Source organism: Streptococcus parasanguinis (assembly GCF_023109675.1).
Classification (GTDB): domain Bacteria; phylum Bacillota; class Bacilli; order Lactobacillales; family Streptococcaceae; genus Streptococcus; species Streptococcus parasanguinis_I.
The window spans coordinates 68,464-86,314 of sequence record NZ_JALDUR010000006.1; the positions used below are offsets into that span (position 1 = coordinate 68,464).

The following is a 17,851-nucleotide window of genomic DNA, read 5'->3' on the forward strand; positions in this document are numbered from 1 at the left end:
GATGCCCCAACCTTTATACTGGTTATTTTCTCACTTTTACCCGCTCACTTCTACGATTGAAGATCTGATTAAAGAGTAATAAAGCAAGGGCTAAAATACTAGATACAACCAGGTAGTTGAGCCAGACTTTATCCCCTCTCATAATCGGAGGGCGGGCCATCAAACCATAATTACCTCCCGTCAATTGATTGACTCCAACCAGAAATAAATCTAAAACAAAGGTATAGAGAACAATCTGACTATTTTTTAAGAGGTTTCGATCATACCATCTCAAGAGATAAATCAAGGAATTGATCAGGAGACAGTAATGTCCGAGGAGGAAAGAAAAGCTCGTAATATGAGGGAAAGTGTAGGGGTCAAAGACTGGATAGCCCAAAGCAAAGATGGCTCCACTCACTCCCATCAAGGCAAAGAACTGTTTGCTTTTCCATCTGTCTGGTAAAAACAAGACCGCAAACATAGCCAAGCGACAGTGATAAAAAGGCAGGCTATTGGACCAAGGAATGTGGTAGGCAAAATACCAAAGATACAAGCAAATTAACTGGAAGCCTTGTAAGTATTGAAAGCATTTGCGAAATTGCTCATTCTGATAATAGCGAAGTGACATCATGATCGCTGTCACAATTAACAAGACCATCACACTATACCAAAGTGCTGAGATTGCTGGTGGTGCTGTTGATTCTGTGGTAAAAAAATGATGCATAAAATCTCCTTAGTTTAAACAGATTCAGGTATTCTTCTTTTCTTACTGTACTGAACGATCGTATTGATGAAAATCAGTGTCCCCGTCATGAGAACTGTCACGATCAAATAGTTGAACACAAGGCCATGGTCACCGATCACAGGAGGCCGACGCATAAAGCCGTAGTTTCCACCTGTTGCGAGATTCGCAAGCTGAATAATGGCATTGATCCCAAAAGTCATCTGACAGATTTTCCAAACAGCCCCTTCTTCCACCTGGTAGGATTGAACCAGATAGATCAAACAGTTGGCCAAGAGAGCCCAGTGACCAAAGACATTGTTGATCGAAGATACGTGAGGAAAAGGGTAGGGATAAAAAACAGGATGAACCAAGGCCATAATGGAGCCAAAGACTCCCACGAGGGCAAAATATTGTTTGAAGCTGCCCTTGGGAGCCAAAAGAATGATCCACATGGCCATCCGACTATGATAGAAGGGAAGACTCTCTGAAAGAGGCAAGCGAGCAGCTAGATACCAAGAGTTGATAATGAGCAACTGGATCAACTGCCCCCAATACCAAAAGTTTTGATAGCCTTTAGAATGAGCAAATCGAATGGACAGAACTCCCACTACCACCAATGAAGTCGGCAATAAGAAATACCAGACCCCCAATTGAGGAGGGGCCGTTGGTTGACTGGTGAAAAATAAGTCCCAAAGTGTCATGATTTCTTTCCCTTATCTGCTCTTTTTATTCTGAACGCGAAACTATATTCTCTTCGACCATCTTGTATTTGTATTTATAGCGTTGATTGACCAAGCAAATACCGGCCACCATCACGATGCTGACCAAGAGGTAGTTCAAAAGAGCACCGTGGTCTCCAATGATTGGTGGACGCTTTAAGAAGCCGTAATCTCCACTGGTCAAAAGGTTGACCAAAAAGATGACTGCATTCATTCCAAAAGTGATCTTAACAATTCGTAAGCTGTCTTGTTTTTCCGACTGATAAAAATCTTGCAGGTAAATCAAACTATTGGCAAACAAGGCCCAGTGACTAAAAATCAGATTGAGCACGGTAATATGGGGGAATGGGAAGGGGTCAAAGGCTGGATAAACCAAGGCCGCAATGGATCCTAGAACTCCCAACAAGGCAAAATATTGCTTGATATAGGTTCCTCTCGGAGCAAAGAGTATTGCAAGCATGGCCAAGCGACAATGATAAAAAGGCAAATTATCTGTCAAAGGCATGTGGGCTAGAATATACCAAGCATTGATGGTCAAAACTTGAATCAATTGTGCCCAGTACCAAAAGCGCTGGTAGCTTTTTGACTGCGCATATTTGATAGAAAAGTAGCCAACCACCAACAAGGAAACTGGTAGGAAAAAGTACCAGAGTCCAAACTCAGGCGGGGCTGATTTTTGGTTCGTAAACAATAAATCCCAAAGTGTCATTTTTATATCCCTTTAGTTTATAGTAGCCTATTTTTGTATAACTTCCTTCACATTTGCTAGGCTTTTTCTAATTCCTCTACCAATTTGGCTAAATGCATGGAATTGCTTCCCTTGATGAGGATTTGGTCCTGCTCTTTTAAGCTTTCCTTGACTTGTTTGACCATGTCCTCAAACTGGTCTTCCTCAGCTGTTTTTTTGAAATAATAGACATGTCCAAGCTGGAACATCTGACTCGCTAATTGAGCCAAGCCCGCAATGTCTTGCCCATAGAAAATAACGGTATCCAAGACATCCGGTGAGAGGCTGAGGATCATTTGGTTGTGCAGATCTACAGATTGCTCCCCTAGTTCTTTCATATCTGCAAGGACGGCTAATTTTCGGCCATTTGGATTGGCAGGAATAGTCGAGAAGGTTTCTAAAATCAAGCGCATAGCCGTCGGATTAGCATTGTAGACATCGGATAAAATATCTGCTCCGTTACTGGCCTTTTTCCATTCCGTGCGGTTACGCGTCAATTGTAAGGTAGCAAAATTATCACGAATCGCCGCTTCGCTCACTCCTTCTTGCAGGGCAACATAAGCTGCAATCATGGCATTGGTCGCATTGTATTTGCCTGTTACTGGCAGGTCAATCGCTTCTTCTAAGAAATTAGCACGGAAAGTTAAGCTATCCTTTCGCTCTACCAACTCGGTAATAAAAATCTCCTCGTCTGGACCAAAGCGGACCACTTTTTGTTTTTCAGGGAGGTAGGCATTCACGATCGGATCAGCTGGAACCACCAGAAGGCCACCTTCTGGCATGCCATCCGCAATTTGGAGTTTTCCTTTTGCGATCTCGCTTCGATCTTTGAAAAATTCCAAATGCGCTTCCCCAATTAAGGTGACAATAGCAGCCTTGGGATGCGCCAGTTCTGACAAGAGATGGATATCTCCTAGATGGTCTTGCCCCATTTCAAGGACGAGTTTGTCTGTCCCTTCTGGCATATGGAGAACCGTATAAGGAAGACCAATTTCATTATTATAGTTTCCCTGTGTTTTATAGGTCAGGTAGGTGGTGGACAAAAGCTGTGCCAACATATCTTTTGTGGTTGTTTTACCATTTGACCCTGTCACAGCAAAAACATCCACTTTTGTCTTTTGAAGATAGGCTGCAGCCAATGTTTGAAATGCGCTCAAAACATCTTCCACCAAAATATAAGGGTGGCCTTCAATCACTTTCTCTGAAAAAGTGGCTACTGCTCCATTTTCAAAAGCGGTCTCGATGAAATCATGACCATCACGCGCTCCCTTTAACGGAACAAAAAGGTCTCCCGGCCCAATCAAACGGCTGTCAAATTCAGGCTTGACAAGGGCCACATCTTCAAATTGGCTGATATCATTTTTTGCATGTACTAGATGAGCAACTTCATGTAATGTGAGATTCATATCCGACTCCTCAGTTCTCCGTAGCGTCGTCACCAAAAGTCTAGACGCTCGTTTCAAATTCTTCTCATTATACCATATTCTAGACCACAAAAAAAGTGGCTGGGACAGAAGTCCTAGCCTCTTGATTGTTTTTGGATTGTCGAGCAAGACGCAGTGGTTGAGTGGGCTCTACTACGCTGATTTCATCAGCTTTTACAGCCCTACTCAACTGTGCGGAGGTGGGACGACGAAATCGAATTCTAACGAATTACCGATTTCTGTCCCACTCTCTCTTTTCTTACAACAAATGCGCTTCGTGTTTTTGGAAGACTTCTTTTCCAAGCTCTACTAACTTGGTGATCAAATCTGTATAGTTGAGACCCATATTGTCCCAAAGCAAGGGATACATAGACCATTGGGTAAAGCCTGGCATGGTATTGAGCTCATTTAAGAAGATCTCTCCTTTATCGGTATAGAAGAAATCACAACGAGCTAAGCCTAGACCACCGATCGCACGAAAGGCTTTTTCTGCGTTGGTTCGCATGATTTTCACAACCTCAGGGTCCAATTGAGCTGGAATGGCCATGGTAATTTTGTTATCGATGTATTTGGCATCGTAATCATAGAAGGCAACATCTTTGACAACTTCACCTGGCAAGGTACTTTTCACATCATAGTTTCCAAGGAGCCCAACTTCGATCTCACGCGCATTGACCCCTTGTTCTACCAAGACACGGCTATCGTATTTGAAGGCCAATTTGAGAGCAGTCCGAAGTTCAGTTTGGTTTTCAGATTTTGAAATCCCTACGCTAGAACCCATATTGGATGGTTTAGTAAAGACAGGATAAGAGAGTGTGGCTTCAATTGCAGCAATTTTCTCCTCCAAGTCATCGCCTTCCACTACAGCTACATAAGGAACTTGTGGAATCCCTGCAGACTCCAAGACCCGTTTGGTCGTGATCTTGTCCATCGCGACACTAGAAGCCAGGATGCCACAGCCGACATAAGGCATTTTCAAGACTTCTAAAAAGCCTTGAATGGAACCATCTTCCCCCATTGGTCCATGAAGCACTGGAAAGACAACTGCTCCTTCCTTGTAAATCGCTGATGGTGCGACTTTTTTAGACCAGTCCACTGTATCGTTGGTCATCAATTTCTCATCATCTGCTGGTTTCTCTTCAAAAGCTTGCGTCTGGATGAAGTCTCCTGACTGCGTAATAAAATAGGTCTGAACCGAAAATGCTTGGTAATCAATCGCGCGCATCACACTTTCTGCTGAAAGAACAGACACTTCACGTTCTGCACTACGTCCACCATATAACAGGATTAAGTCTTGTTTACTCATAGTTTCTCCCTAATTGTTCCCTTGATTTCTTACTTGATAGTATACCACAATGATAGCCCTTTCGAAAGAACTTCTCTTATAATTCTGTCCGATTTTCGATCGCGCGAAGAAGGGTCACTTCGTCCGCATACTCGATATCGGCTCCAACTGCTAGACCCCGTGCCAAACGGGTCACTTTGATCCCTGCTGGCTTGAGCACACGCGAGATATACATAGATGTCGCTTCCCCGTCTGCTGTCGCATTGGTCGCAACAATGACCTCAGTGACTGTTCCATCCATCAAGCGACTAATCAAACTCTTGAGATTGATGTCATCTGGTCCCACGCCATTCATGGGCGAGATCAAGCCATGCAAGACATGATAGCGACCGTGATATTCTTGGATATTTTCCATAGCAGATACATCCCGGCTATCTTCTACAACCAGAATGAGGGATGGATCCCGCGTTTCATCTCGACAAATCTCGCAGGTTTCTTCATCGGTTAAATTGCCACAAATACTGCAATACCCTAGCTCACGCTTGGCATTCAGTAAGTTCTTGGCAAATTCATTGACATCATCATCTGACATACCAATGGTGTAAAAAGCCAGACGAGTCGCTGTTTTGATCCCAATTCCTGGCAACTTCGAATAGCTGTCAATTAATTTTGCAATAGGTGCTGGATAAAGCATAGTTTCCTTTCTAATTCATGGGGTGTTTCTGATTGTATAAGTTAATAATGTCACGCGTAATGGAATGACTAACCGTTGCCTGTAGATTGGTATTATGTGGAAAGACCACCGCTACCGCAATCTTTGGATTATTCGATGGTGCATACGCCACCACATTAGTATTAATGGCTTGTTTGCCTCCATCGACAGTGGTTTCAGCTGTACCAGTCTTTGCACTGATGGGCACACTGGCCCCACGACCAACGGTTTTTCCAGTCGTCAACCCACTCGTACCATTGGCCACTTGGTAAAACCCTTGCTTGATCAAAGCCATGTCCTCCGCTGAGATATGGACTTGATTGAGCTCCTTGGCTTCGATCGCTTTTTTCAACTGACCGAGGCCACCTTGATCATTATTGTCATAGATTCCTTCGACGACATGAGGACTCACCCGCTTCCCATCATTTGCAACGGTTGCCGCATACTGAGCCAATTGCATAGGCGTATAGTTGTCAAACTGACCAAAGGCATTGGTCAAATAATTACCGACTGTGTAGTCTTTTGGAATAAAACCGGTCGATTCATTGGGAAGGTCAATCCCCGTTGATGTCCCAAGACCATACTCTGCAAAAGTAGAGCGCAGTTTTTTCATAGCCGGTTCAACCTGATCCACTTGTAAGGTCATATTTGGAGTGTAAGGTTGCCCCATCATCTTAAGGGCAATTTGGACCATATAGGTATTGGAAGAGTATTCCAATGCTTCCACCGCATTGATGGAACGACTACCGTATTGGGTAAACCAAGAATTGATAGGAGCGGATCCTGCAAAAACAATCGGCTGATCGGTCAGAACCTGGTTCCCTGAAATGGCTCCATTTTCCCATCCAGAAGTCAAGGTCGCTCCTTTGACCACGGATCCTGGAACGAAGACGTTGGTCACTGTCCCTAAAGCATCTGCTGATAGATCTTGACTACCAGCCTGGTGTTTGATCCCCGCCATGGCAAGGACCTTCCCTGTATCGGGCTCCAGAGCTACAGCATAGACACCTTCGGAGTATGTCGCATTTCCAGCTTGCAACTCTGCGCTAAAGGCAGAGCGAAGGATATCTTCCACTCCTTTTTGGAAATCCAAATCAATCGAGAGCTTGAGGTTTTCTCCTTTGGCCCCTTTTGAAACGTCGACCACTTTCTCCATGTTGCCATTTTTATCTAGGAGAATTTCTTTTTCACTGCGTTTGCCTTGAAGGACGTTTTCGTATTCCTTTTCGAGATAAGACGTTCCAACCCGGTCATTGAGAGCATAGCCTTTTTTGACATAATCCTCAACCTCTTCTGCTGGAAGTCCCGTCTGCTCGGTCGATACATTTCCAATAATAGAGGCTAGAGGAGTATCCAAAACCTTGCGGTCCCAGCTAGTCGTGATGGCAATTCCCGGAAGGTCCTGACTATCCGCTGCGATGGTCGCAATCTGCTCAGCTCCTAGTGCCTGCGTCGTAATGATCCCTGTCGCAAAATTCTCCACCGCATTCATCTGGCTATAGAGATAAATAATCTTTTTCTCATCATCTGTATAGCCGAGTTTTGAAGGGTCGATACTATCCACTGCCGCTTGATAAATCTTGGCTTCCGGCAGGCGGTTGCCATCGGTATCAAATTTCTTTTTCTCAGGCAGGTGTTCCACGACCTCTTGGTAGACCTTGGTATTGGCTAGATAGTAATCCACTTCTTGCCGTTCGGTTACTTGAGGATTTTCTACATCGACATACTGTAAGAGTTTCCCAGCTGTCTCTCGCATTTCTTGGGCCGTCATTTTACGATCCCGCGTAAAAGTCAGGACCTGTTTGCCCACATTTTCCACCAAGGGTTTACCAGAAGCATCATAGATTTGCCCTCGCACACTCCCTTGTTTGACCGTCTTTTTCGTAGCTTTTGCCAATTTATCCGTATAGTAGGCTTGGTGAGTGATCTGCATATAGCCAAGTCGGGCAATCAGCACCAAAAAAAGAAGGCAAATCAAACTAAACAGCAGGTAGAGTCTGCGTGTAATCGAATGATTCTCAAACTTCCGTATTTTCTTCTTCATGAAATGTTCTGTCCTTCTTTTCTAATCAACACTTACCTTCCATTTTACTATTTTTCCAAGAGTATCTCAAGAAAAGGAAGGGACCTTTCCTGGAATTTTATGAAGAAAAAAGATTGGACCTGCTCGCCCAATCTTGAAATTAACACAAACTTTTTTACATGTACAACCTTATGTGAGGTGGTTGAAAAAATATTGATTTTTAATTTTTAAGCTTATTCAAGCATATGTCGAAACTTTCCGCCGTGAGAAAAGTTCCTGAAACACAATTGTTTCAGGAACTCGGGAGTTTTGAAACTTTAGGTTCAAAACTAAGTCATGGAACTTCGTAGAAGTTCGCTGACGTCCGTACTCACCTAAGGAAAGTTTTTAAGACTATTTTGTCTTCAATTTGAGATTGGACATGGTCGCCCAATCTCTTCTTTTAGTAGGTCACAACATTGATTTTTCCTTTGTCATACTCAGCAATGAAAATATCCAAAACGTTGTCATAGCCTTCTTTTTCCAATTCAGCCAGCAACCACTCTTCACTTTTCCCAATTGTTTCCAAAATTTCAAGCTGAACCACGCCATCAGTAATGATCGGGTATTTAGGATTTTCATCCCCCGCACGGACAACGATCATTTGACCGTTTTGTTCAATGACAGCTCGTTTCACTCCCTTTAATTGGAAAATTCCTTGTGAACGCAATTTCAGGGCAACGTCTGAAGCAGAAAGTCCCTTGGATCGACAAGCTTCCGGATCAAGCTTCCCATCTTTGATAATGACAGTTGGTTTGCCATCGATCAAGTGCTTCATAAAACGGACATTGGTATTGAGCCATTTTAAGAGTAAGATCAAAATAGTCCACATCAAGAGAATCACAATGTATTGAAGAATGGTAATGGAGCTATTGTAGATGACCCCACCAATAATTCCCCCAAGAACAAAGTTCTGTATCTGGTCTACTGCAGAACTTGGTGCTAAGTTTCCTTTCCCGGTCACATTGATTACAAATACCAAGGAAATCAAGCCGATAGCTAATTTAATCAAAATGGCTAAAAAATCTACTGTCATTTGTTCACCTCCACAAGTTCCACGTCTGTTTTATACAGATCCATCTTTTCTAATAGGTAGCTATCTGGGTCAGAGCCTGCGATAGCTCGGTAATAAACCTCTCCAACCTTCAGGATCGCCCCATCTGTGGCTGCTGAAGTATTGACATAGACATCTTCTTTTTTGACATCCAACTCCTTTGAGACGACCTCAATAAAATGGAGTGAGCGTTGGAACTGATCATTATTACTTTGGCTATTTTGGAAATTGCTGATACTGATCAAGACCACTGCCACCAGAGTTAAAATGGAGATAATAGATAATTCGCGGAATTTGCTATCGTGCTTCTCCCGATAGGCTTTCACCGCAAAAAAACCAGTCAGAAGAACAAGCAAGCCAGATATCCCAATGGTCACCCAGTTTTGCTGACTGATCTGACTCAATACATAGTCATAAGAGTAAAATTTCATAATGAACTCCCTTTCTCCAAATGAATTCAAGCTATTATAATGTATTTCAGGGGAGAATTCAAGGCATTCTAATCAGAAAAAAATATATTTTTTGTTATAATAAAATTATCTATCATGTCAAGAAAAGGAAATACAATGAAACTCATTTCATGGAATATCGACTCGCTTAATGCTGCATTAACTAGTGATTCAGCACGCGCCAAACTCTCTCAAGAAGTCCTCCAAACCTTGGTTTCTGAGGATGCAGATATCATTGCCATTCAAGAAACCAAGTTATCCGCCAAAGGTCCTACTAAAAAACACCTCGAAATCCTTGAGGAGCTCTTCCCTGGCTACGAAAACACCTGGCGCTCTTCTCAAGAACCGGCTCGTAAAGGCTACGCTGGAACCATGTTCCTCTATAAAAAAGAGCTCACACCAGTTGTGACTTTCCCAGAAATCGGAGCTCCTTCGACCATGGACTTGGAAGGTCGGATCATTACTTTGGAATTTGATGAATTTTTCGTGACTCAGGTCTACACACCTAACGCTGGTGATGGACTCAAACGTTTGGAAGAACGTCAAATTTGGGACGTTAAGTATGCTGAATATTTGGCTGAATTAGACAAAGAAAAAACCGTCCTTGCAACTGGGGACTACAACGTTGCCCACAAGGAAATTGACCTTGCCAACCCAGCCAGCAACCGCCGTTCACCAGGATTCACAGACGAAGAACGTGAAGGATTTACAAATCTTTTGGCCAAAGGATTTACAGATACCTTTCGTCACCTACATGGTGATGTTCCTGAGCGCTATACTTGGTGGGCACAACGAAGTAAAACCTCAAAAATCAACAATACGGGCTGGAGAATCGACTATTGGTTAACCTCAAACCGCATTGCTGACAAGGTCACTAAATCAGATATGATTGACTCAGGCGCTCGTCAAGATCATACACCAATTGTATTAGAAATTGATTTGTAAGGATGGTCTTTATGAATTTCAATGCAGTGATTCCTGAGTTTATTGTATCGAATTTAGAGCAGTCCCGTTCCTTCTACTGTGATTTACTGGGTTTTACCATCGAATACGGGCGACCAGAAGAGAACTTCCTCTTTCTTTCTCTTGAAGAGTGCCAGCTAATGATAGAGGAGGGGAGTAAGGAGGAACTAGCTGAACTGACCTACCCCTTTGGTCGTGGAGTTAATATCTCCTTCGGCATAAAAGATGTCCCTAGACTCTATCAAAAAGTAATCGAGTCTAACTATCCTATTCATCGTCCTTTGACCAAAAGAAAATTTCGTGTTGGTGAACAATATATCTATCCCCATGAATTTGCAGTTCTAGATCCAGATGGCTATTTTTTAAGATTTAGTGAATAAGAAAAAGGAGGTTGTTGGCCTCTTTTTCAGTAAGTAAATATAAATTGACAGACCTGTAAATCCAGTGACAGAAACCTTTGCTAAAGCCCATGAAATCAGCATGTCAAAGAACTTTGATAGCCATTTTTTGTATAATTAGGTAGAATGAAATCAGAAAGCGAGGAAATCTTATGCAAGTCGGAAAGCAGATCCAGCACTATCGTAAAGAGAAAAATTTATCTCAAGATGATTTGGCTGAAATCATCTTTGTCAGCCGTCAATCCATTTCCAACTGGGAACGCGGAGCAACCTACCCTGATATTCAAAACCTGCTTTTACTGAGCAAGGTCTTTGAAGTGTCATTGGACAAACTAGTCAAAGGAGATTTAGAAACCATGAAACAAATTATTCACGACCAAGAATTTATGAGCTATCAAAAAGATGGAGTGGTTTTTACCATTTTACTAATTGGAAGTCCTATAATAATGATTCCTCTAATACTTTATCTGGAATGGTTCGGTATCGCTATTAGTTGCTTGATTTATGCTATCACAATGTTCTACGCCCTACGCATTGAGAAATTTAAGAAACAGCATAATCTTCGTACCTTTCGCCAGATTGTCGCCTATGATCAAGGACGCAGCCTGAGCGAGATTGAAGAAGCCGAGGAAAGGGGCAAGGCTCCTTACCAAAATATTATCCTTCCTGTTCTATTTAGCCTTGGAATTGGCGCTATTGCTCTGTTGTTTTCTTGGCTCTTACTTACTTTCTTCCCTATCAAATAAAAGCGAAGTCATCAGACCTCGCTTTTCAAATGTCTTTAAAGTTATAGAGTTGCGGATAGTGATCACACTCGGGATTTTTGGGATGTAACTATCTACTCATTCTTTCTTTTATATCCTCACCTGTCTATCTTCAGATCGTTGGCCTGTGACAAACATGGTGAAGGTTGCCTTGCAGACATTTCGGCCATCTTGGTTGGTGATATCTACATCGACGACACAGGTTGTACGACCTTGATGGACACATTCCCCCCTGATGGTTAGGACATCCCCTAGATTTCCAGCTTTCAAATAGTTGATAGAAGACTGGAGCGTCCCACCTCCGCACAGTTGAGTAGGGCTGTAAAAGCTGATGAAATCAGCGTAGTAGAGACCACTCAACCACTGCGTCTTGCTCGACAATCCAGAAACAATTGAGAGGCTAGGACTTTTGTCCCAGCCTCGACTTTTTTTATCCTCATTGATAGACCAATGATTGATTTTTTTATTTTTTCTTCTCAATGTGATCTTTGAGATCTTCTTGAGCTTTTTTATTGGATTCTGCTTTTTTCTTCAACCATTCTTCTTTGGCCTTGTTAAAGTCTTTTGTTGTGACAACATCTTTAGACATTTCAAGGTATTTGTAGAATGTTCCTGTTCCTTTAGTACCTACCCATGAAGCAGCACGGCTGTATGGCACGGTCCGTTGAAGCATTGGAGCACCACCATTTGAGACAGTTGGAAGCGTAATCGAGCTATCTGTCAACCAAGCTTGCGCTGCTGCATATTTTTCATAGCGTTTTCCTTGATCCAACAATTCAGCATTGGCGTCTTTCAACATGTTAGCGTATTGATCCAAACCAACTGTTGCAATGGCTGGATTGTTTGAACCTGCATCAATACCAAGATAGTAGAAGACAGAACCATTTACTGGGCTGATACTTTCAAGATAAGTCGATGGGTCTTGGTAGTCAGGAGCCCAACCACCGCCTGAGATATCGTAATCTCTCGCAGCCGCTGTATCGCTGAAGTAGGTGATATTTTGGAAATCATCATCCGATACCTTTTGAAGGTCCACAACGACATTGTCTGCACCAAGCGCTGACTCTACAGATTGTTTGAAGGAGCTAGCTTGTTGGACCATGCTGTTGTCCACTTGGCTAACAATGTAGTCCAAATGAATTGGGAATTGAACGCCTTGTTTTTGCAATTCAGCTTTGGCTTTCGCAAAGGAAGCTTTGGCTTTTTCTGGGCTGTAAAGGCTCGTTTGACCATCGTCCAGGCTCACACCCTTCCATTGGTCTCCGTAGGTAACCAATTGTTTTTCAACGACTTTACCAAAGTCTTCTCCATTGACTTGGACATAAGTTGGTGGCACCAAGGTACTACGAAGGGTATTTTCAGCCGCATCAGCCCCTGAAACTTGTGCCGCATAAGATTTGCGGTCAAAACCAAAGTTCACCGCTTGACGGAAGTCCTTGTTCAAGATTGCTTTCTTGGTAGAGGCTTTTTGTTCATCCGTTGTTTTGGCTGTGTGGTCATATTTTTGACGGTCCAAGTTGAATCCAAGGTAGTAGGATGTTCCCAATTGCAAACCGTAGACAATGTTGTCGCCAAAGTTTTTCTTGACACTCTTGTAAGTCGAGCTGTTTGGCATAACAGAGGCAAAGGAATATTGACCTTTTTCAAAGTTCTTAATGATAGAATCAGGGTTTGATCCATCGTTAAAGGTTAATTTGACATTGTCGATATGAACATTTTTCGCATCGTAATAGTCTTTGTTCTTGACCAATTCAATCTCAGATTTTGAAGTCAATGATTTCAAGTAATAAGGACCATTGTATAAGATGCTGCTAGGTTTCAACGAACCAAAATCTTTTCCTTGAGATTTCAAGAAATCCGCATTGACTGGGAAAAGAACACCTGAGGTTGTTTTTGAGTTCCAGAAGCTTTCGGGACGAACCAAAGTATATTGGATGGTGTAGTCGTCTAAGGCTTTGACTCCAACGGTGTTAAAGTCTTTGGTTTCCCCTTTTACGTAGGCATCCAAACCTTTGATCGAATTTTGAATCAAGAAGAGACCTTCTGATTTAGACTCAACTGCGTGTTTGATCCCTGTAACAAAGTCTTGAGCCGTTACAGCACCATATTCCTCACCCTCACTCGTATACCATTTGGCATCCTTACGAAGTTTGTAAGTATAGGTTAATCCATCTTCAGAGACAGTCCAATCTTCTGCTAGACTTGGCACAAAGTTTCCGTATTGGTCATTTTCAAGAAGACCATCTACAAGGTTACTTGTGACATCTGAAGTCGTTGTACGAATTGCAGCGATGTAATCCAAGGTATTTGGATCTGCTGAATAAACGAATGAGTAAGTTGCTTGGTTGCTACTACCTCCGCTACACGCTGCTAAGAGAAAGGCACCTGCAACAGAAACTCCTGCAAGAGCTAACAGTTTTTTTGCTTTCATCACTATCTCCTTATGTTAGATTTTCTACCATTATACACTATTTCTTAAAAAAAACCAAATTTATTTTAAAAAAGTTCGTTATTTCTGAATGAATATAATAAGATATAAAGAAAAAGCATTTTGAAATCGATCTCAAAGAAGCCGGATAGGGGAGTCTAGGCACCTACCACCAGATCCAACAAAGATATCACCTTTCAATCCTTTTAATAAATATACGTTTCATCACAAAAAAGAACCTCTGCACTTTCGAGCAGAGGAACTGATTCCTAATCAAAATGATAGAGTTGAGGATACTGGTCACATTCAGGATTTTTAGGATGGCAGATGGCCCGTCCAAAGTAAATCATGGCTTGGTGAGCCGCCAGCCATTCGCTCTTTGGCAGAACATCCATGACCCGCTTTTCAACTTCCAATGGCGTCGCTGATTTCTTGACAATATCATGGTGCTTGCAGATCCGCTCCACATGGGTATCGACAGCAAAGGCTGGAATCCCAAAACCTACACTCATGACCACATTGGCTGTCTTGCGTCCTACTCCTGCTAAACTTTCTAACTCTTCGCGAGTCTGAGGTACTTGCCCATCAAAGTTATCCAGCAATTGTTGGGCACATTTTTTGAGAAATTTGGCCTTATTTCGATAGAGGCCTAATTTAGAAATATGCTTGGCGATAGCTGCTTCACTGGCTGCTGCCATGGCTTGCGGGGTTGGAAAAGCCGCAAACAAACCTGGTGTCGCTTTGTTAACAGCCGCGTCTGTCGTCTGAGCTGAGAGCATAACTGCCACTAGTAATTCAAAATGATTACGAAAATCCAGACTTGGCTTGGCATCTGGAAAAAGGGCGATAATTTCTTCGATCACATGACGTGCCCGTTTTTTTGATAAGACCATAACTTCTCCTTTGCACTACTAGTCCTTATTATAGCATGAAAGCACCCTATTTCTGAAAAAATCAGCTTCAAAAAAAGAAGAGGGACAAAACGAATTGTAAAAAAATTCATCCAATCCCACTTCTATCTCTATTAGATCTTCCTTGACTCGATTGTTTGTTTTACACCAATCTCTTTAAGAAGGTTATCAGGGTTTGAGCAGAGCGTTCGCCAGCCTCTACGATAAATTCATCAAAAGAGATATTGGCTGCGTGATCTGCTGTATCACTCATGGCGCGAATGACCATGAAAGGACGTCCAACTGCGTGAGCGGCTTGGGCAATGGCTGCCCCTTCCATCTCAACTGCCAATACTTCTGGGAAATGCTCCCGAATGGCTGCGACTTTTTCTTCACTCGCGATAAAGCTATCTCCTGTTGTAATCAAGCCCACATGTGTGGTTGCAGCTTCTTCTTCCAGAACTTTTTTCATTTCTGATACAAAATAGCGACTGGATTCAAAGTAAAGCGGTTGACCTGCCATTTGACCATACTTATAGCCAAAGGCTGTCACATCCACATCATGATAGGCCAATTTGTCCGCAAGGACGATATCCCCAACAGCCATCCCTGGGGCAACGGCACCTGCAGAACCCGTATTGATAATGGCTTCCACTTTAAAATCATTGGCCAAGACTGCTACACTCATAGCAGACATGACTTTTCCAATACCACTTTCCACCAAAACGACCTCATGGCGACCAATCGATCCTGTATAGTAGACTTTTCCAAGACGCAGATGCTTTTCCCCATTTTCAAGGGCTTCAACCAGGATCTTCAACTCCTGGGGCATGGCTGCGATAATTCCAATTTTCATGTCGTTTTTCTCCTTGTGACGACCTTATAGACGCCAAATAGCAATGATCAAGGCAATGAGGAGCACAATGATCCAGAACAAAATCTTATTGAGTTTGGATTGGACCACACTTTGCTTGCGTTCTTCAATGCGACGACTCTTTGTCACTGTGGGCTCCACTTGGATCTGCACAGTATCCTGAGAATAACGCTCTTGTGGACGCTCCATACGACTTTCTCTCATAGGACGTTCATAGCCAAATCCCCTGTGGTCTGTCCGAATAATTTTCGTCTCTTCAGCATCGACCATATTAGGACCGGTGATGTCCTCACCTCGCCTTGCTCGTTCAATCATTTCATCGGTTAATAAAGGTTTTCCCATCGGATCCTCCTCTATTTATTGATTAAGTCCCAATATTGGATAGCCATGATGGTCTTGGCATCACAGATTTCGCCAGTTTGGATTAAATCTTTCGCTTCCTGCAAGGTCACTTCTAATAACTCTAAGGTCTCATCCGCATCTTGTGGACGTGGATTTTCCACCTTTTTCAAGTTGGTCGCACCATAAAGTTTGATCCGCTCATTACAAAATCCAATGGCTGAATAAAAATCATACAACAACTCTAGATCCGCTGTGTAGCCAATTTCTTCTTCCAATTCACGCAGAGCAGCTGCTTTAGGATCTGCATTTTCTCCCTTTTCTAACTTCCCTGCTGGAATCTCCACTGAAGTCCTTTCAATCGCCTTGCGGTACTGCTTGACCAAGATCGTTTTCCCATCTTCTGTGATCGGCAAAACCGCTACTGCTCCATTATGGAAGATTAAATCACGCTGCGCTTGGCCTTTTCCAGCGGGTAGTTCTACTTGATCAGTGACCACTTGGAAAATAGGTCCCTGATAAATCTCCTTGCGCTCAATGGTTTTTTCTTCAAATTGCATGAGAATCTCCTATTTATTTTTAGGATGGTGTGGCAAGCGAAGGGCATACTCTTCTTTATTCACTTGACGGCCACGACCAATCGCAATCGCATCAGCTGGTACATCCTTGGTAATGGTTGATCCAGCACCGACTAAGGAATTGTCGCCTAATTCAACTGGTGCAATAATCGTCGAATTGGATCCGACAAAGACATTGTTTCCAATCGTCGTTTTAAACTTGTGTTGGCCATCATAATTCACTGTGATGGTTCCTGCACCAAAGTTGACGTTGCTGCCGACTTGGCAGTTACCAATATAGGTCAAATGACCAGCTTTGGTATTTTCGCCAATAGACGAACCTTTGACTTCGACAAAGTTTCCAATATGGACATCTTTGGCGAGGCTAGAACCTGGGCGAATATGAGCGTATGGTCCTACCGTTACGCCATCGGCTACCGTGCTCTCTTCAATCATAGAGTTAGTGATGACAGCACCTGCCCCAATTTCACTATCCACAATATAGGTTCCATTAGTTAAAACTGTCTCAACCCCAATTTTTGTGTGCCCTTTTAGGGTAACATTGGCTTCGATTTGCACTTCTGATGCGATCTCAACATCGACATCGATATAGGCCGCATCTGGATTGACAAAGCTCACCCCATTGACCATGTGGGCTTGGTTAATGCGACGACGCATGATGCCTTCTGCTGTTGAGAGGGCCACGCGGTCGTTAACCCCAAGACTTTCATCAAAATCTTTGAGCGTATAGGCCCCGACTTTTTCACCTGCTTCTCGGAAAATTCCGATGACATCTGTGATATAGTATTCACCTTGGGCATTGTTGGTGTTGATATTTTTCAAAGCTTCAAAGAGGCGCGCATTGTCAAAGACATAAGTCCCTGTATTGATTTCTTTAATTTGTTTTTCAAAATCTGTCGCATCTTTTTGCTCAACAATTCGAAGCACTTCTGCATTGTCATTACGGACAATCCGGCCATAACCAAATGGATTAGCTGCTTCGGCTGTCAAAATCGTTGCCACATTCTTGTGGTTGATATGGAAGTCGATCAAGTGTTTGAGACTGTCACCCGTAATCAAAGGAGTGTCTCCTGCAATGACGAGGGTATGCCCTTCAAGACCTTTCAAGACTGGCTCTGCCATCATGACCGCATGACCAGTTCCCAATTGTTCGGTTTGTTTGACAAACTCTGTTTGTCCAGTTAATACTTGCTCCACCAATTCCGCCTTGTGGCCCACAACCGTTACCGTCTTCTCAGGTGAGATAGCTCCAACACTACGGAAGACATGTTCCAACATAGAGATCCCAGCAACCTTGTGAAGAACCTTGGGCAGATCTGATTTCATACGGGTACCTTTCCCCGCTGCTAAAATAATGGCATAATTTGGCATAACATTTCTCTTTTCTGTACAATATCGCTTACATTATACCATTTTTTAGCCCTTTTGGAAAATAAGACCCAAACCAAAGGGAGTGGGAAAGAGCTTCGACTTATTAAAAAG

18 protein-coding genes and 1 pseudogene are annotated in these 17,851 nt (G+C 42.9%); 3 read left to right on the forward strand and 16 right to left on the reverse strand.

The genetic code is table 11. The annotated features are described in order from the left end of the window. Nucleotides 1–22: 22 nt before the first annotated feature. The 9 genes from M1G14_RS05950 to M1G14_RS05990 all read right to left on the reverse strand — a co-directional run bounded on the left by M1G14_RS05950 (nt 23) and on the right by M1G14_RS05990 (nt 9,117). The gene (locus tag M1G14_RS05950; RefSeq protein ID WP_031577114.1) at nt 23–703 is read right to left on the reverse strand and encodes a YwaF family protein; all 681 of its coding nucleotides are present in this window, start codon (nt 701–703) and stop codon (nt 23–25) included. A gap of 14 nt (nt 704–717) precedes the next feature. Continuing rightward, the gene (locus M1G14_RS05955) at nt 718–1,404 is read right to left on the reverse strand and encodes a YwaF family protein (protein WP_247926392.1); all 687 of its coding nucleotides are present in this window, start codon (nt 1,402–1,404) and stop codon (nt 718–720) included. A 25-nt stretch (nt 1,405–1,429) separates the two neighbouring features. Beyond that, nucleotides 1,430–2,131, reverse strand: a complete 702-nt coding sequence (locus M1G14_RS05960; RefSeq protein WP_247926393.1) for a YwaF family protein — start codon at nt 2,129–2,131, stop codon at nt 1,430–1,432. Nucleotides 2,132–2,187: 56 nt separating this feature from the next. Continuing rightward, a complete protein-coding gene (locus M1G14_RS05965; RefSeq protein WP_049523015.1) occupies nt 2,188–3,555 on the reverse strand; it encodes a UDP-N-acetylmuramoyl-tripeptide--D-alanyl-D-alanine ligase in 1,368 nt (455 codons plus the stop codon). 277 nt (nt 3,556–3,832) lie between these two features. Next, a complete protein-coding gene (locus M1G14_RS05970; protein ID WP_049523080.1) occupies nt 3,833–4,879 on the reverse strand; it encodes a D-alanine--D-alanine ligase in 1,047 nt (348 codons plus the stop codon). A 76-nt stretch (nt 4,880–4,955) separates the two neighbouring features. Continuing rightward, nucleotides 4,956–5,552 (reverse strand): recombination mediator RecR, encoded by a 597-nt coding sequence (recR, locus tag M1G14_RS05975; protein ID WP_003002450.1) that lies wholly within the window; start codon nt 5,550–5,552, stop codon nt 4,956–4,958. Nucleotides 5,553–5,562: 10 nt separating this feature from the next. Next, on the reverse strand, nt 5,563–7,614 hold the full coding sequence (gene pbp2b, locus M1G14_RS05980) for a penicillin-binding protein PBP2B (protein ID WP_049523081.1): 2,052 nt from the start codon (nt 7,612–7,614) through the stop codon (nt 5,563–5,565). 421 nt (nt 7,615–8,035) lie between these two features. Continuing rightward, nucleotides 8,036–8,668, reverse strand: a complete 633-nt coding sequence (locus tag M1G14_RS05985; protein ID WP_024055948.1) for a DUF421 domain-containing protein — start codon at nt 8,666–8,668, stop codon at nt 8,036–8,038. Next, nucleotides 8,665–9,117, reverse strand: a complete 453-nt coding sequence (locus M1G14_RS05990; RefSeq protein WP_024055947.1) for a DUF3290 family protein — start codon at nt 9,115–9,117, stop codon at nt 8,665–8,667. The genes M1G14_RS05985 and M1G14_RS05990 overlap by 4 nt, the downstream gene beginning before the upstream one ends. Nucleotides 9,118–9,252: 135 nt before the next feature. Between M1G14_RS05990 and M1G14_RS05995 the strand changes: the two genes are divergently transcribed. The 3 genes from M1G14_RS05995 (at nt 9,253) to M1G14_RS06005 (ending at nt 11,242) form a co-directional block, all read left to right on the forward strand. Then, entirely contained in the window at nt 9,253–10,080 is an 828-nt protein-coding gene (locus M1G14_RS05995; RefSeq protein WP_049522944.1) for an exodeoxyribonuclease III, read from the forward strand. 11 nt (nt 10,081–10,091) lie between these two features. Beyond that, complete coding sequence (locus M1G14_RS06000) at nt 10,092–10,478, forward strand: bleomycin resistance protein (protein WP_004219638.1); 387 nt, start codon at nt 10,092–10,094, stop codon at nt 10,476–10,478. 170 nt (nt 10,479–10,648) lie between these two features. Further along, entirely contained in the window at nt 10,649–11,242 is a 594-nt protein-coding gene (locus M1G14_RS06005; protein ID WP_049522943.1) for a helix-turn-helix domain-containing protein, read from the forward strand. Nucleotides 11,243–11,350: 108 nt separating this feature from the next. Here the strand turns inward: M1G14_RS06005 and M1G14_RS06010 are convergent. The 7 genes and pseudogenes from M1G14_RS06010 to glmU all read right to left on the reverse strand — a co-directional run. Next, nucleotides 11,351–11,560: pseudogene (locus M1G14_RS06010) on the reverse strand (PaaI family thioesterase); the annotation flags it as partial. A 163-nt stretch (nt 11,561–11,723) separates the two neighbouring features. Further along, nucleotides 11,724–13,691: a peptide ABC transporter substrate-binding protein gene (locus tag M1G14_RS06015; protein ID WP_049523082.1), complete on the reverse strand. Its 1,968-nt coding sequence runs from the start codon at nt 13,689–13,691 to the stop codon at nt 11,724–11,726. A gap of 266 nt (nt 13,692–13,957) precedes the next feature. After that, nucleotides 13,958–14,581 (reverse strand): endonuclease III, encoded by a 624-nt coding sequence (gene nth / locus M1G14_RS06020; RefSeq protein ID WP_049506625.1) that lies wholly within the window; start codon nt 14,579–14,581, stop codon nt 13,958–13,960. A gap of 160 nt (nt 14,582–14,741) precedes the next feature. Then, nucleotides 14,742–15,434 carry a 5'-methylthioadenosine/adenosylhomocysteine nucleosidase gene (locus tag M1G14_RS06025; protein WP_045759216.1) on the reverse strand — a complete coding sequence of 231 codons (693 nt, stop codon included), beginning with the start codon at nt 15,432–15,434 and terminating at the stop codon, nt 14,742–14,744. 24 nt (nt 15,435–15,458) lie between these two features. Further along, nucleotides 15,459–15,794: a cell wall synthase accessory phosphoprotein MacP gene (macP, locus tag M1G14_RS06030; protein WP_024055894.1), complete on the reverse strand. Its 336-nt coding sequence runs from the start codon at nt 15,792–15,794 to the stop codon at nt 15,459–15,461. A gap of 11 nt (nt 15,795–15,805) precedes the next feature. Then, the gene (locus M1G14_RS06035) at nt 15,806–16,351 is read right to left on the reverse strand and encodes an NUDIX hydrolase (protein ID WP_031574455.1); all 546 of its coding nucleotides are present in this window, start codon (nt 16,349–16,351) and stop codon (nt 15,806–15,808) included. 9 nt (nt 16,352–16,360) lie between these two features. Continuing rightward, nucleotides 16,361–17,740 carry a bifunctional UDP-N-acetylglucosamine diphosphorylase/glucosamine-1-phosphate N-acetyltransferase GlmU gene (gene glmU, locus M1G14_RS06040; RefSeq protein ID WP_049523083.1) on the reverse strand — a complete coding sequence of 460 codons (1,380 nt, stop codon included), beginning with the start codon at nt 17,738–17,740 and terminating at the stop codon, nt 16,361–16,363. Between the last annotated feature and the right edge of the window lie 111 nt (nt 17,741–17,851).

Excerpts from the sequence above, each read along its gene's own strand:
- recR (WP_003002450.1), bottom strand. The coding sequence starts at position 5,552 with ATGCTTTATCCAGCACCTATTGCAAAATTAATTGACAGCTATTCGAAG.
- M1G14_RS05960 (WP_247926393.1), bottom strand. The coding sequence starts at position 2,131 with ATGACACTTTGGGATTTATTGTTTACGAACCAAAAATCAGCCCCGCCT.
- M1G14_RS05965 (WP_049523015.1), bottom strand. The coding sequence starts at position 3,555 with ATGAATCTCACATTACATGAAGTTGCTCATCTAGTACATGCAAAAAAT.
- M1G14_RS05985 (WP_024055948.1), bottom strand. The coding sequence starts at position 8,668 with ATGACAGTAGATTTTTTAGCCATTTTGATTAAATTAGCTATCGGCTTG.
- M1G14_RS05950 (WP_031577114.1), bottom strand. The coding sequence starts at position 703 with ATGCATCATTTTTTTACCACAGAATCAACAGCACCACCAGCAATCTCA.
- glmU (WP_049523083.1), bottom strand. The coding sequence starts at position 17,740 with ATGCCAAATTATGCCATTATTTTAGCAGCGGGGAAAGGTACCCGTATG.
- M1G14_RS05995 (WP_049522944.1), top strand. The coding sequence starts at position 9,253 with ATGAAACTCATTTCATGGAATATCGACTCGCTTAATGCTGCATTAACT.
- M1G14_RS06005 (WP_049522943.1), top strand. The coding sequence starts at position 10,649 with ATGCAAGTCGGAAAGCAGATCCAGCACTATCGTAAAGAGAAAAATTTA.
- nth (WP_049506625.1), bottom strand. The coding sequence starts at position 14,581 with ATGGTCTTATCAAAAAAACGGGCACGTCATGTGATCGAAGAAATTATC.
- M1G14_RS05990 (WP_024055947.1), bottom strand. The coding sequence starts at position 9,117 with ATGAAATTTTACTCTTATGACTATGTATTGAGTCAGATCAGTCAGCAA.
- pbp2b (WP_049523081.1), bottom strand. The coding sequence starts at position 7,614 with ATGAAGAAGAAAATACGGAAGTTTGAGAATCATTCGATTACACGCAGA.
- macP (WP_024055894.1), bottom strand. The coding sequence starts at position 15,794 with ATGGGAAAACCTTTATTAACCGATGAAATGATTGAACGAGCAAGGCGA.
- M1G14_RS06035 (WP_031574455.1), bottom strand. The coding sequence starts at position 16,351 with ATGCAATTTGAAGAAAAAACCATTGAGCGCAAGGAGATTTATCAGGGA.
- M1G14_RS06015 (WP_049523082.1), bottom strand. The coding sequence starts at position 13,691 with ATGAAAGCAAAAAAACTGTTAGCTCTTGCAGGAGTTTCTGTTGCAGGT.
- M1G14_RS06000 (WP_004219638.1), top strand. The coding sequence starts at position 10,092 with ATGAATTTCAATGCAGTGATTCCTGAGTTTATTGTATCGAATTTAGAG.
- M1G14_RS05970 (WP_049523080.1), bottom strand. The coding sequence starts at position 4,879 with ATGAGTAAACAAGACTTAATCCTGTTATATGGTGGACGTAGTGCAGAA.
- M1G14_RS06025 (WP_045759216.1), bottom strand. The coding sequence starts at position 15,434 with ATGAAAATTGGAATTATCGCAGCCATGCCCCAGGAGTTGAAGATCCTG.
- M1G14_RS05955 (WP_247926392.1), bottom strand. The coding sequence starts at position 1,404 with ATGACACTTTGGGACTTATTTTTCACCAGTCAACCAACGGCCCCTCCT.